10 protein-coding genes and 3 pseudogenes are annotated in these 13,331 nt (G+C 67.1%); 5 read left to right on the top strand and 8 right to left on the bottom strand.

Going from position 1 to position 13,331, the window contains the following annotated elements:
* The first annotated feature begins 31 nt into the window (after nt 1-31).
* The 3 genes from ABLE92_RS15320 to ABLE92_RS15310 are packed head-to-tail and all read left to right on the top strand — an operon-like array spanning nt 32 to nt 2,702.
* A complete protein-coding gene (locus ABLE92_RS15320; protein ID WP_348805660.1) occupies nt 32-1,024 on the top strand; it encodes an ATP-binding cassette domain-containing protein in 993 nt (330 codons plus the stop codon).
* Nucleotides 1,021-1,854, top strand: coding sequence for an ABC transporter permease (locus tag ABLE92_RS15315; protein ID WP_348805659.1), 834 nt, complete (start codon nt 1,021-1,023; stop codon nt 1,852-1,854). Before ABLE92_RS15320 ends, ABLE92_RS15315 begins: the two co-directional genes overlap by 4 nt.
* On the top strand, nt 1,851-2,702 hold the full coding sequence (locus tag ABLE92_RS15310) for an ABC transporter permease (RefSeq protein WP_348805658.1): 852 nt from the start codon (nt 1,851-1,853) through the stop codon (nt 2,700-2,702). Before ABLE92_RS15315 ends, ABLE92_RS15310 begins: the two co-directional genes overlap by 4 nt.
* A gap of 22 nt (nt 2,703-2,724) precedes the next feature.
* On the opposite strand, the gene ABLE92_RS15305 is transcribed toward ABLE92_RS15310, so the two are convergent.
* The 6 genes and pseudogenes from ABLE92_RS15305 to ABLE92_RS15280 all read right to left on the bottom strand — a co-directional run bounded on the left by ABLE92_RS15305 (nt 2,725) and on the right by ABLE92_RS15280 (nt 8,175).
* The gene (locus tag ABLE92_RS15305) at nt 2,725-3,279 is read right to left on the bottom strand and encodes a glycosyltransferase family 2 protein (protein WP_348805657.1); all 555 of its coding nucleotides are present in this window, start codon (nt 3,277-3,279) and stop codon (nt 2,725-2,727) included.
* Nucleotides 3,280-3,285: 6 nt separating this feature from the next.
* Nucleotides 3,286-3,333 (bottom strand): annotated as a pseudogene (locus ABLE92_RS15300) (hypothetical protein); the annotation flags it as partial.
* 167 nt (nt 3,334-3,500) lie between these two features.
* Nucleotides 3,501-4,592 (bottom strand): annotated as a pseudogene (locus tag ABLE92_RS15295) (glycosyltransferase); the annotation flags it as partial.
* Nucleotides 4,589-5,641 carry an alpha/beta fold hydrolase gene (locus ABLE92_RS15290; RefSeq protein WP_348805767.1) on the bottom strand — a complete coding sequence of 351 codons (1,053 nt, stop codon included), beginning with the start codon at nt 5,639-5,641 and terminating at the stop codon, nt 4,589-4,591. The pseudogene ABLE92_RS15295 and the gene ABLE92_RS15290, both read right to left, overlap by 4 nt.
* An 84-nt stretch (nt 5,642-5,725) precedes the next feature.
* A pseudogene (locus ABLE92_RS15285) lies at nt 5,726-6,883 on the bottom strand (AMP-binding protein); the annotation flags it as partial.
* Nucleotides 6,884-7,188: 305 nt separating this feature from the next.
* Nucleotides 7,189-8,175, bottom strand: coding sequence for an alpha/beta hydrolase (locus ABLE92_RS15280; protein ID WP_496560816.1), 987 nt, complete (start codon nt 8,173-8,175; stop codon nt 7,189-7,191).
* 119 nt (nt 8,176-8,294) lie between these two features.
* Here ABLE92_RS15280 and ABLE92_RS15275 point away from each other — a divergent pair, with 119 nt between their 5' ends.
* A complete protein-coding gene (locus ABLE92_RS15275; protein WP_348805655.1) occupies nt 8,295-10,007 on the top strand; it encodes a flavin-containing monooxygenase in 1,713 nt (570 codons plus the stop codon).
* 119 nt (nt 10,008-10,126) lie between these two features.
* Nucleotides 10,127-12,283 (top strand): DUF2254 family protein, encoded by a 2,157-nt coding sequence (locus ABLE92_RS15270; protein WP_348805654.1) that lies wholly within the window; start codon nt 10,127-10,129, stop codon nt 12,281-12,283.
* Between the two features lie 111 nt (nt 12,284-12,394).
* Here ABLE92_RS15270 and ABLE92_RS15265 read toward each other — a convergent pair whose 3' ends face one another.
* Entirely contained in the window at nt 12,395-12,781 is a 387-nt protein-coding gene (locus ABLE92_RS15265) for a DUF4189 domain-containing protein (RefSeq protein WP_348805653.1), read from the bottom strand.
* Between the two features lie 119 nt (nt 12,782-12,900).
* The gene (locus tag ABLE92_RS15260; protein WP_496560814.1) at nt 12,901-13,182 is read right to left on the bottom strand and encodes a hypothetical protein; all 282 of its coding nucleotides are present in this window, start codon (nt 13,180-13,182) and stop codon (nt 12,901-12,903) included.
* Nucleotides 13,183-13,331: the final 149 nt, after the last annotated feature.

Genomic DNA, 13,331 nt, shown 5'->3' with positions numbered 1-13,331 from the left:
GTTCGAGTTCGACGGGAAAGCCAGGTGATCGATGATGGCCGGGATCCTCGACGACTCCGCCGGCTATCTGCCCGCGCTGAAAGTGGACGCGGTCACCAAATCCTTTGACGATGTTCATGCCCTGCGAGGTATTTCGTTCGAGGCGCCGCCGGGCAGCGTGCTCGGCGTTCTCGGACCCAACGGCGCGGGTAAGACGACGCTCGTCGACATCCTGTGCACCCTGCTCGCGCCGGACTCGGGTTCGGCCAGTGTCGCCGGACATGATGTGGTCACCGACGGTGCGGCGGTACGTGAGCTGATCTCGATGACCAGGCAGTATTCCGCACTGGACGAGACGCTCGACGGTCGCGACAACCTCATCTTCTTCGGCCGCATGCGTGGTCTGCGTCGTCGGTCGGCTCGTGAGCGCGCCGACTACCTGCTGGAGAGATTCGATCTGACCGCCGCCGCCGACCGGCCGGTCTCGGGTTACTCCGGCGGGATGCGCCGACGCCTCGACATCGCCTGCGGACTGGTGGTGCGGCCGTCGGTGGTGTTCCTGGACGAACCCACCACCGGCCTCGATCCCCGCAGCAGGCAGGACGTCTGGTCGTTGATCGAGGAGTTGAAGGCCGACGGCATCACCACGTTGCTGACCACGCAGTACCTGGACGAGGCGGATCGCCTCAGCGACAACATCATCGTCGTCGACGGTGGTGAGGTCATCGCCGAGGGGACCGCGGAATCCCTCAAACGCAAGGTGGGTGGCACCCATTGCCGGGTTGTGATGTCCGACCTGGTGGTGGCGGCCGACTTCTCCGCAACGCTCGCCCGGCACCTCGGTCCGGAATACCGGGTCGCGGTGGATGACGACTCCGCGGTGACCCTGACCGCTCCGCACGGCGTCGACACGATGGCCGCGGTCATCGAGATCGCCCGTACGGCCGGGGTGGGTCTCGACGATGTGTCGTTGCGCAGTCCGTCACTCGACGATGCCTTTCTCATCCTCACCGGCAACAACGCACGCACCGGAGACGAGCCGTGACCACACAGGTCCCGCAACCCCGGTTGACCTGGCCGGATCGCGACGATCCGGCCGTCGTGACAACCCGCTGGGTCTTCCTTCGGCAGTGGAAGACGATGACCGCCAGGGCCATTCGGTCGGCGCACAAGGAGGGCGAGTTCACGATCGCCATCGTGATGCCGCTCGTCTTCGCGCTCGGCTTCTATCTGCCGCTGCGGCTCATCATGGCCGAACAGGGGATCGACTACGCGCAGTTCCTGATGCCGATCATCGTGCTGCAGGCGGTGACATTCACGGCGGTTGCCGCGGCACAACGCGCGAGCCTGGACAGAATCCGTGGAATGACCCGGCGGCTCGCGTCGATGCCGTTGCGTCCGCTGGTGCCGCTGTTGTCGCGGATGTCGACATCGCTGGCACGGTCGACCGTGTCGGTGGTGGCCGCCCTGATCTTCGGTGCGATGCTGGGCTTCTCGTTCGACGGCGGTGTGCTCGACACGGTGGCCTTCGTGGCGTTCGCACTTGCCGTGGGCCTCGTCTTCGCCCTCGGTGCGGACTCCCTCGGTCTGGTCGCGCGCGGGCCGGAGGCGACGTCGCAACTGTTGGTGCTGCCCCAGCTCGTCCTCGGGTTGCTGTCGACCGGATTCGTCCCGGAATCCGGTTTCCCGGACTGGGCACAACCTTTCGCGCGGAATCAGCCGATCTCGCACTTCGCCACCACGATGCGGGAGTTGGCCGCCGGTGATCCGACGTGGCAGGCCGCAATGCCTGCGCTGATCTGGCTCGGTGCTCTCGCGGGGGTCTTCGTGATCACCGCCTACTACGTCGAGACGCATCGGCGGTTGGAACCGTGAGCTCTCGGATCGACGACGGTGTGGTGGTGGGCGTGCGAATGCCGTTCCCGGACCGCCACGCGTGGGCTCCCGAAGCCACTGTGCGGGCACTGGTGCGGTGTTCTCGGATTCAGTGCGAACGGATCCTGGTGAAGTGGGTCAAGGACCCGGTGACCCTGCTGCAATCGTTGTTGTTCCCCGCGCTCATGGTGCTGTTGTTCTGGCTGGTACTCGACCGTTCGGTGACCGACCACGCCGGATCGTCCAGTGTCTTCGGCATGGTGCCGATGGTGGCCCTGATCGGCGCGATGTCGGGTGCGTCGATCAGCGGGCTGGGTCTGCGACGCGAGGTCCAATCCGGGTTGCTGACCAAGACGTGGACGCTGCCGGTCCATCGTGCCTCGGCCATGGTGGGCCGGCTGGCGGCCGAGACGGTCCGGATCGTCGTCACCGTCAGCGCCGTGTTGCTGGTCGGCACGATCATCGGATTCCGCATCAGCACAGGCGTACTCGGCTACGCGGCGATCATCGGCGTGGCGCTGTTGTTCGGGCTGTCGTTCTCGATGATGGTGACTGCGATGGCGCTGCTGAGCCGCGACTCGCACATCGTCGAGTGGACCGCCATCGGAACCAATCTGGCGATGTTCTTCAACACCGGATTCGTACCCGCCGACGCGTATCCGCAATGGCTGCAGCCCATCGTTCGATACCAGCCGCTCAGTTGCGCGGTGGACGCCATCCGCGCGTTCGCCGACGGCGGCCCGATCGTCGGGCCGCTGCTGCCGACCCTCGCGTGGTCGGTCGGTGTGGCAGTCATCTGCGCAGGCCCTGCGGTCGTCGGCTACCGGGTGGCCGCCACCCGTCGGTAGCTCTCGACGGTGGCGGATCGGTTCAGATGTAGAGGCTGCGGTGTCGGATGCTGCCCTTCGCCCTGCCGAGGAGGTTCCCGGCATGAAAGAGCCAGCGACCCAGCGGAACACGGGTCAGACGGGTCGGTAGAAGGGGATTCCGCAGAAGGAGGTAGGCGATCACGTCGAGCGTCGCGTACCAGGGGCGCCGCGGCATTCCGTAGTGACGGTAGTCGGAGTACAGGCGGGCGTCGCCCTCGCCGCACATCACCGACTGATCCCAGATGCCCGCCAAGGTATCGCGCAGTCGGTACGCGACCAGCGCTCGGGGCGCGTGGCCCAGCGCTCCGCCGGTCAGCTGGACCCTGATGGTGAAGTCGGAATCCTCACCGCCGCGGTCATACGCGATGTCGAATCCGCCGGCCCGGTCGAAGGTGTCGCGCCAGACCCCGAGGTTGCAGGTCGGTGAGACGCGCAGGAATCCGGGGAACTCGTACGGTTGTTCCGGCGGGAGCATGCCCCGCCAGCTCTGGGCGCGAACGGAATTGAGAGTCGATGTCTCCACCGCTCCGCCGACCGCATCGTAGGAGGTTGCCACCCTCGTCAACTCGGTGAGCCACGCCGGATCGACGCGATCATCCCCGTCGCAGAAGGCGACGAAGTCCCCATCGGACGCGGCGACCCCGGCGTTGCGGGCGTGCGCGCTGCCCTTCGTCGCGCCGGCATCGACCCACTGAGCCGCAGCCGATCTCGGAGCGGATGATCCGACAGGTGGTCACGCAACCCATCGGTGGAGCCGTTGTCGGCGACGATCACCTCGAAGGGGCGTTGGTAGGTCTGATCGGCCAGCGCGTCGAGCTGCAGATCGATGACGTTGCGGGCGTTGAACACCGGGATCACCACCGATACGAGCTCGGGCAACTGCCGCGATCGATTCGAATGTCGCTCACGCGGTGCCGTCGGCGACTTGCCGCCGCGACGGAGCCGTTCTGCACGCCGGAGGACGGTGGGTGGGATGCGTCCCATCTCGCCACGTCGGGATGCGCGTAGTCCGCTGCCGGTGAGATAGATCCGGGAGAGTCGATCCGTTCCGATCGCCATTGCACGGCAGCGGAGGAACACGTCCTTGGATATCGATGCCGCGCTCCACAGCGCCTCGCTGCGTGCATATCTGCGATACAGCGTGAGCCGGTTGCGCGCGATGTAGTAATGCCGGAACGGTGCGTCCTCGGTGAACTCGATGGCGCCCGCGGCACGGCCCCGCAGGATCCAGCGGAGCGGGCGCGGCGGTGTCCATTGCGCCGCCCGGCCCAGCCGGTGGGTGATGCGCGTACCCGGCACGATCACCGCGTGGGCTCCGAGCGCGCGGGCCCGCAGATAGAACTCCGTCTCCACGCAGTCGATGAAGAGTCCCTCGTCGAAGAGACCGACCCGCTCCAGCAGCGCCCGCGGGAACATCATGCCTGATTGGATCGGTTCGAATGCCAACGTCACACCCTTGTGGGCGAACCAGAATGGTGCGACGTCGTCGTTGATCAGGCTCGGCGACAGCATCACCAGGTCGATGTCGAGTGACCGGGTCAACGCGAGGTGATCGAGCATGCGGGAGACGTAGTCGGTGGGCAGGTCGGTGTCCTGATCGAGGGTGAGGACCGCCTCGGCGCCCTCCTGCAGGGCGAGTTCGATGCCGCGGTTGTCACCGGAGCGCAGGACGGTCGCGCCGGCGGCGGCGCACTTCTCCAGGATCTGTGCGACCGCACCGTCGGGATCGGTTGACAAAGAGGGTGATCCGTCGTCGACGATGATCACCTGGCCGGCCTGATCGCGAACCGAGTCGACGGTGGCCACCAGGGCCTCGTCGGGTTCGAACGCACTGATCACGGCGGCGACGCCGGTGGGGGCGATGGTCATGACGGCGCACCCGCCGGCACGTCGGACAACGCCTCGTCGAAGGCCGTCGCGGTCTCGGAGACGTACGGCGCGCGCACCATCGAGTGGTGGTCGCCGGCGACATCGGTGAACGTCACCTCACCGGAGGTCACATGCGTCCACAGGGCCGGGTCGTCGTGATTGGTGCGGGCCCGGATGATGTGGATCGGACCGCCGTAACCGCTGGGGCGGTAGCGCCGGATCATCCGGGTGCCGAGGTCGAAGAAGACCGTCCACTGCAGGGTGGTCGGCAACCGGACCAGCCCAGCGGTGATCATCAGGACGTTCATCGCGAGCAGATTCCAGGCCTGCTGGAACCGAGTCCGGGTGGAGGCCGCCGCCGTCGCGGAACGGTCCGGAAGGACGGCGTGATCGGCTGTCAATGCGGCGAATTCGGCTCGGAGGCGGCGGAGGCCACCGATCTCGCGACCGACGAGCCGATCGGCCAGGATCGGGTCGATGAGTGGGTCGAGGACGATCACCTGCTCGCATGCGTGTCCGGCCCGGGTCAGGGCGGCCGCCGCCTCGATCGCGATGAAGCCGCCCATCGAGTATCCGCAGATGCGGTAGGGGCCGCGGGGCCGGACCGAACGGATGTCGGCGATGGCGCGGCGTGCGGCGGCCGCGATCGAATGGTCGGTGCGGCCACGGCCCTCGATGCCGCGGGCCTGGATTCCGTACACCGGACGTTCGGTGTCGAGGGCGCGGGCGAGCGGGGTCAGTGATGTGGCGAGGGACCCCGCTCCGGCGATGACGAAGATCGGCTCACTGGCACCGGTCCGCAACTGCACCATGGTGTTTCCGGTTGCCGTGCGGGCTCGTTCATCGTTGGCGGCGTCGAGGACGCGGGCGAACTCGGCGATGGTGGGGGCGGCCGAGAGCATCGCCGTGTCCAGCCGCACCCCGAAGCGGTGCTCGAGGTCGGCCAGCATGGTGCGCGCGGCGAGGGAATCGCCGCCGAGGGAGATGAAGTCCTCGTCCCGTCCGACGGGGTTCATACCGAGCGTGTCCTGCCACAGCAGGGTGAGCATCGCCTCCGTCGGGCCGTGCGGTCCGACGACATCGCCGCGCTCGGGAACCGGCGGCAGCGCCGCACGATCCACCTTGCCTCGTTCGGTGCGTGGCAACTCGGTCATCACCACGACGTCACGTGGAATCATCCACGGGGCCAACGTCTTTGCCAACGCGATGCGGATCTCGGCCGGCGACGGCGACCACTTCTCCCGGTCCACCGCCACGTGGGCGATGAGCCGGCCGGCGTCACGGTCGCCGGTGACCACGGCGTCGACGGTCCAGGGCAAAGCCCGCAGCGCCGCCTCCACCTCGATCGGTTCGACGAGGTATCCGCGGATCTTGACCGCGTCATCACGGCGACCGAGCAGATGGAGGTGACCGGCGTCGTCGAAACGGCCGAGATCGCCGGTGTGCAGCCGTGTCCGGCCGTCGTCGAGTGCGACGAACCGGCGGGCGGTCAGATCGGCATCATTGAGGTAACCGAGTGCGAGATAAGCGGATTCGACGACGATCTCACCCGCGGTCCCGGCGGGGAGGTCACCTCCGTCCTCACCGACGATCCGAACCTGCTTATTCGATGCGGGGGTGCCGACGGGGATGGGACCGCTGGGCAGATCCCGTTCCGGCGGAAAGCGATTGAAGGCGAGATCGCCCATCTCCGACGAACCCGACCAGCTGCAGAAGACGCCGTGGCGCAGAACCGTTCGCCGCAGCAGTGCCACGTCGGCGGCGGTGACCGGCTCGCCGCAGGTGGAGGCCAGTCGCAGCGAGTGCAGCGAGGTGTCGTCGAGGTCGGGGTCGTCGAGATCGGGCAGCCAGGAACGCAGCAGCGACGGAGTGCAGTGCAGGGTGGTGGCGTCGGTGGTGTCCAGCCAGTCTCGCAGGCCGGTGGTGGTGCGGCGCCGGACATCCTACAGCATCATGGTGGCGCCGTTGAGCAGCGTCATGATCAGGCAGTCGAATCCGGCTCCGAAACTCAGTGGCAGCAGGACCGCGGCGCGGTCGGCCAGTCCGAGGCCCATGAACTCGTGTGCGTCGACCGCCTGGTTGACCCAGCCGCGCTGAGAATAGATGACGCCCTTCGGCTTTCCGGTGGAACCGGAGGTGAAGATGACGACGGCCGGGTCATCGGGTGCCGGATCTGCCAATGGTTCTGCACTGGAAGGCAATTCGTTGATCCGCGCGGGACTCATCGGGATTGCACCGGACAGCTGCAGGATGTGTTCGCGGCGGTCGTCGGGCAGTAGCGGGTCGAGCATGATGACCGGGCGTCCCGACATCAGTACCGACAGCAGGGCGAGCACCGAGTCGACGTCGGATTCGGTGTCGACGGCCACCGGGCGGCCCGCGTCGGTGACCGCGGCGATCGCCCGTGCGCGATCCTCGGTGTGCGCCAACGCCTCCGCGAAGCCGATGGACGCCTCGGGGGTGAGGATCGCGATCTCGTCGGCGCGGGCCGCGGCGACGGCCCGCCAGTGCGCCACGGCCGTTTCCGGTAGCCCGCGGCGGACGGTGTCGAGGTCGACCGGCGGCGAGTCGTCGTCGGCACCGTGGGCGCAGTGGGTCATGAGTTCAGGCCGGCGGCGATCGTCGGCCAGGATCGATGCAGTTGGTCCTGCCAGTACATCCACGAATGTGTGCCGGTGGCAGGGAGATTCACCGTCGCAGGGATGTTCAGATCACGGAGTCGTTGCGCCATCTGCTCGGTGCACTGACGGGCCGCGGCCTCCAGTGCCCCGCCGACGACGATCTGATTGGCCACCGGCGGAGCGCCCGGGGCCTGGTGTTCGGGTGTGTCGTAGCGCCCGGCGAGGCCGCTGCCGGCGGAGAGATAGAGCGTCCGGCCGCGGAGTTTGGCCGCATTGATGTACGGATCGTGACGAATCCAGTCGGCGGAGCCGGTGGGTCCCCACATGTTGTCGACATTGGCGCCGGCGGCGGTGTAGACGATGCCCCGAACCGCGGCCGCGCCCTCGGGAGTGCTCGTCCGTGCGCAACCGCTGTAGGACGCGACCGACCGGTAGAGGTCACCGGTCTCGCCGGCGAGGGTGAGGACCGATGTCGCCGACATGGATAGGCCCGCGATCGCGTTGCGTCCGTTGGTCTTCAACGTCGCGTCGACGGCCGACGGTAGTTCCCGCGTCAGGAAGGTCTCCCACATCGGGCGGCCGATCTTCGGGTCGTCGGCCACCCAGTCGGTGTAGTAGCTGCCGATGCCCTTCATCGGGATGACGACGTTGACGAGCTTGTCGGCGAAGAACGTCCGGGCATCGGTCTGGGCGAGCCAGTTGGCGCCGTCCTCCCCGCCGCCCGCGCCGTTGAGCAGATACAGCGTCGGTGCGTCGGCCGGATTGCCCGCCGGTCGGATCACCTGGAGCGGGATGTCGGCGTTCATCGCCGCCGAATGGGCGGTGGCCAGCCACAGGTTGTCGTCGAGTTGCTCCACGAATGTCAACCCACCGGTCGACCCGGTGCTCGGCTGCGGCGCGGCGGTGGCCCACGGCGCCATCGCGAAGGCGGACACGACGGCCAGGACCAAGGTCCCGATCATGGTGCGGAAGCCGCCTGGGCCGGTCGACACGGAAGAACGCATAGTAAGGTAAGCCTACACTGCGGAAACTGTCCGTGGTCGGCGGTACAGCATGCGCGTGAGTCAGGCGGAGGTAGTCCATGAAGGTCTGTGTCGTCGGAGCGGGCCCCTGCGGCCTGACGACCATCAAGCAACTCCGCGACGAAGGACATGAGGTCGTCTGCTTCGACAAGAACGCCGACATCGGCGGGATCTGGCTCCGGCACGCCGGCGACGATGACGAGATGAAGGCCTTCGACAACCTGATGCTCACCATCTCGATGAAACTGATGGCCTACTCCGACCATCCGTTCAAGGGCGGCCGGGTCTTCTACTCACGCAAGCAGTATTACGGCTACCTGCGCGACTACGCCGACCGCTTCCGGCTGCGCGATCACATCCGGTTCGGCAGCGAGGTCACCGACGTCCGCAAGACCGGCGGGTCGTGGATGGTGTCGGTGCGCCGTGACGGTGTCGAGTCGAGCGAGGAGTTCGGCGCCGTCGCGATCTGCTCCGGCCCGTTCAAGACTCCCAACCGTGCCATCGCCGGCCTCGAGGGTTTCGACGGTGAGATCGTGCACTCCGCCCAGTACCGCAACAACGAACGCTTCCGGGGTAAGCGCGTCCTGATCGTCGGCCTCGCCGAATCCGGCGCCGACATCGTCCGCGAGATCGGCGACGTCGCCGAGTCCGCCACGCTGTCGATCCGTTCCTACACGTGGTTGCTGCCCCGGGTGTTCGAAGGCGACAAGACCACCGACTACGGTACGGTCCGCTCCCACCACCATGAGATGCTGCGTCGCTCAACGGATTACCCGTTCCCGCTGCAGACGTTCTGGGGACGCAACAGGTTCGCCAAGGCGGTGTTCCTCGCAGCCTCGGTGATCCTCGGGTTCATCACGGCCGGCGTCGGCGGGTTGCGCGGTGAACTCGCCCGCCGGACCGGACGGAAACCGGACGAACCCGCCCTCAATCCCATGGGCGAGCCGGTCCGCCCGTTCAAGATGGATCTGGGAACGGTTGAGGACGAGGCGAATTGGGAGATGCTGCGGACCTGGAACCGACGTTCGCATCCCGACGGGAGTTGGACCCAGCGGGGAATCTTCTGCAAGAACGTCACCTTCATCCCGAGCCTCGTGTCCGGGAAGGTCACGCTCAACGACGCCGGGATCGATCGGTCCGACGGCAAGAAGGTCTTCTTCAAGGATGCGACGGCCGCCGACTTCGACACCGTCGTGCTGTGCACCGGATTCACCACCGAACGACTCGCGATCGGCGACCTGACGGTCCGTGACGGCAATGTCCGCAACCTCTACAAGCATTCGATTCCGCCGGAGCACGACGGGACCGCCGCGTTCATCGGGTTCGTGCGGCCCTTCTCCGGCGGTATCCCGATCTGCGCGGAGATGCAGGCCCGCTACTTCGCGCGACTGTGCAGCGGAAAGCAGAAGCTCCCGGCGGACGTGGCCGATCGCATCCTGCGCGAGAAGCAGTGGGAGGAGTACTGGACCGCGCTGAGTCCCCGGCACACCGAATCGATTCCCTCGCAGGTGGTCTACCTGGACTCGATCGCGAAGGAGATGGGTGTCCTGGTCCCGATGTGGCGGATGCTGATCAACCCGAAGCTGTTCAAGCAGTTGTGGTTCGGCAGTTTCAACCAGTCGTGCTACCGGATCGTCGGCCCCCACAATCTGGGGAAGGCCGCCCTCGAGGATCTCTACGCCGAGCCGGTCGGCCGACTCCGGAACGCGGTGTGGGACATGTCGCTGCTGCAACTGATGCCGAAGAACGTGCATCCCAAACACATGATGTGAGGCGGCTGCGCCCGGAATCGGGGGCCGGGGGTGCCAAACGGTCGGTGGCCGGTCGGCGGGCGAATTAGACTCACCGCCATGAACTGCCGACGCCCCATCGTGCATCCGAGGTCGGCGCGGTGACCTCGTGGTTCACCCGCACCATCGTCGATCCGGGGCGGTTGCCGCTGTTCGTCTTCCTGGTCGCGTTCATCCTCACCTTCCTGTTCATCCGATTCAGTGTCCGGATGATTCGGGCGCAGGTCCGGTGGTGGCCGGGCAACGTGACCCCCGGTGGTCTGCATCTGCATCATGAGTTCTTCGGCGTCATCGTGATGACGCTGTCCGGGTTCGGGCTGATCTCCGTGTCACGGTTCGACACCCCGATCGCCGACGCTGTGCTCGCGTCGTTGTTCGGCGTCGGATGTGCGCTGGTGCTCGACGAGTTCGCGTTGATCCTGCATCTGCGGGACGTCTACTGGGAGAAGGAAGGACGCGCGTCGGTGGACGCGGTGTTCGTCGCCATCGCCATCGGGCTGCTGTTCCTGATGGGGTTTCGTCCACTCGACTTCTCCTCGGCGGTGGGCGAATTCCGTGACGATCCGAATGTCGTCGGTCGCATCACCCTGGTGGCGGGTATCGCCGTCAATGTCGTCCTCGCCATCATCACGTTGGTGAAGGGCAAGTTGTGGACCGGGCTCATCGGGATGTTCATCCCGGTCCTGCTGATCGTCGGTGCGATCCGGGTGGCGCGACCGGCCTCCCCGTGGGCGCGATGGTTCTACGGCGGTCGAGACGCCAAGCACCAGAAGGCCATCCGGCGTGAGCGACGACTGCGTGAACCGATGATCCGGTGGAAGATCGTCGTGCAGGAGGCGCTCGCCGGCAGATTCGGGGTGCCCGACGCCCCGCCGGCATCGCAACCGGTCGTGCCGATGCCCGCCCCGATCGCGCAATCCCCGTCCGTGCAGATGCCCAACCGGATCGCCACCGCCATCCGCTGGCGCCGCATCCGACGGGAGTTGGCGGTGGTGCCGACCTGGCGGCTTCCGGTGATCCTGGTGATGCTGGCCATCATCGCGGCGATCGCGTGCGTGACCATCGACGAAAACCTGGGTCTCGACGTCGATTCCGGCACCCTGGCGACCGTGCTCGGGGTGATCGCCGGTGCGACTGCGACACTCACCGGTCTGGTCTTCACCGCCGTGACCCTCGCGATGCAGTTCGGGGCGTCGCAGATCTCGGTGCGGGTGATCCCGATGCTGCAGCGCGAACCGGTGATGCGCTGGTCCATCGGCTTCTTCCTGGCGACCTTCGTGTTCAGCGTGATCATCGCGATGGACCTGGCGTTGTCGGGGCCCGACGACGGCACCCCCGGCGCGTCGACCGCCATCGCGGCCTTCCTCACCGTGGTGTCGGCGATCCTGTTCATCGCCCTGGTGACCAAGGTCGGCTCGGTACTCAACTCCGCCCAGTTGCTGCGGTGGATTGCCGCCGACGGTCGTTCGGCGATCCGGCGGCAGTATCCCGTCGTCGGTGGGCAGACCACGGACCACGGCTCCGAACTCGACGAATGGGCCAGTGCCGCAACTGAATCGCGCACCACCATCACACTTCCGGAACTCGGTGCCCGCGGCCGGATACTCCTGGCCGTCAACGTGCCGATGCTGGAGCGGTACGCCGCGTCGCGGCAGGTGCGATTCGACCTGCTGGTCCGGGTGGGCGACAACGTCTCCCACAACGTCGGGGTGATCGCCGTCATCGGGCCGAGCACCGGCGGCGAGCCTGGAGGCGACGCGGAGTTCCAGCGTAAAGTGCTGGCCTGCCTTCTCTTCGGCGACACCCATCAGCCGTCGGTGAGTCCGGCGGCGGCGCTGCAGGCGATCACCGACATCGCGCTCAAGGCGATCTCCACCGCGGGCAATGATCCGAGCAGTGCGGTCCTGGCCCTCGATCACATCGAGGATCTGTTGCTGATGCTGGCACCACGGGTACGCGCCGCCCGCCAGTCGCGGTTCGTGCGTGGCTATCGGCGCAGCTGGGCCGATTACGTGGCCATCGGCACCGACGAGATCCGCCGCCACAGCCATGGCCAGGCGCAGGTACACCGTCGGCTACGCGCCCTCTATGAAACGCTCGCCGCGCAGTGCGCCGACGATCAGCAATCGCCGATTCTCGAACGACTCGAGGCCCTCGATGTGCAACTCGCCCAGGAATGGACGGTGCCGCTCGACCGTCGGCTCGCCGCCGACCCCGACCGGCAGGGATACGGCTCCGAACGGGGTACGGCACTGTAGCCGCCACGAGTGAGCAGACACCGCGCGAGTAGACACCGAGCGGGCAGACATCAAGCGCCCCAGACCCGTGACGGGCTGGGGTGCTTGATGATTGACGGATCGACGCGTGTGTCAGCGGTCGGTGCAGACCGACCGTGCGATGTGGCCGGGGACGCCGGCGCCGAGCTTGCGCAACGCTGCGCGACGCGCCCCTTCGTGGGTGTCGTAACCGCGGGCCCAGGCGACGGACTCACCGTCGTTGGAGTAGGCGACCGCACCGCAGGAGTTGTAGAAGGTGAAGTAGCCGCACTCCTCGCCGCACTGCGCCTCGACCACGTCGGCCGCCGCCTGAGCCGTCGGGTAGTTCCAGGCGGCGGCGGTTCCGCCGTAGTTGTCGTAGGCGATGGCGCCGAAGTTGTAGTCGTAGGCTGCGGCCGGCGCGGCCGGAGACAGGGCCAGGCCGACGCCGGTGAGGGAAACGGTCAGCGTCAGGGCGGCGAGGATGCGTCGTGCGAACATGCCGGGAGGTTAACAACGAATCCTCAGGTGTTTCTCATCGCGAGCGGCGCGTGTCATTTGCCCGAGCGACGCGTCGAGCCGGTCGGGTGCCGCCGTCCGAGACGTCCTGGTGCCCAGCGCTACTTGCGGCCGCCGAGGATGCTGCCGAGCAGATCCCCGAGGCCACCGCCACCGCCCGAGCCGCCACTCGAGCCACCACCGAGAACACCGCCGAGAATGGATCCGAGCCCGCCGCCCGCGCCGCCACCGAGGGCGCCGCCGAGGATGGAGCCGAGGTCTCCGGCACCGCCGGACGCGGTGGTGGACGATGCGCCACCCTTGTTGAGGATCTTCGACGCCAGGAAACTCATGACGATGGGGGCGAGGATGGGCAGCAGCTTCTTGATGAGGCCCTGATCCACCGCGGCGGCGGGGACCTGATCGCTCAGTGAATCCCCCCGGGTTTCGTGCCGCTTCCTTTTGAGTCAGGAAGGATGAGCGGTATGCCCAAGAAGATTGATCCGGAGGTCAAGGCGCGTGCGTTGCGGATGTTGGCCGAGCATGGCGGGGA

Source organism: Gordonia oleivorans, assembly GCF_040044975.1.
Classification (GTDB): Bacteria; Actinomycetota; Actinomycetes; order Mycobacteriales; family Mycobacteriaceae; genus Gordonia; species Gordonia oleivorans.
The sequence above is the reverse complement of the archived record's forward strand: the minus strand, read 5'-3'. Positions and strand labels throughout refer to the sequence as shown.

Coding starts and splice junctions, on each gene's coding strand:
- ABLE92_RS15320 (WP_348805660.1), top strand. CDS start 32: ATGATGGCCGGGATCCTCGACGACTCCGCCGGCTATCTGCCCGCGCTG.
- ABLE92_RS15290 (WP_348805767.1), bottom strand. CDS start 5,641: ATGCTCACCCTGCTGTGGCAGGACACGCTCGGTATGAACCCCGTCGGA.
- ABLE92_RS15280 (WP_496560816.1), bottom strand. CDS start 8,175: ATGATCGGGACCTTGGTCCTGGCCGTCGTGTCCGCCTTCGCGATGGCG.
- ABLE92_RS15275 (WP_348805655.1), top strand. CDS start 8,295: ATGAAGGTCTGTGTCGTCGGAGCGGGCCCCTGCGGCCTGACGACCATC.
- ABLE92_RS15265 (WP_348805653.1), bottom strand. CDS start 12,781: ATGTTCGCACGACGCATCCTCGCCGCCCTGACGCTGACCGTTTCCCTC.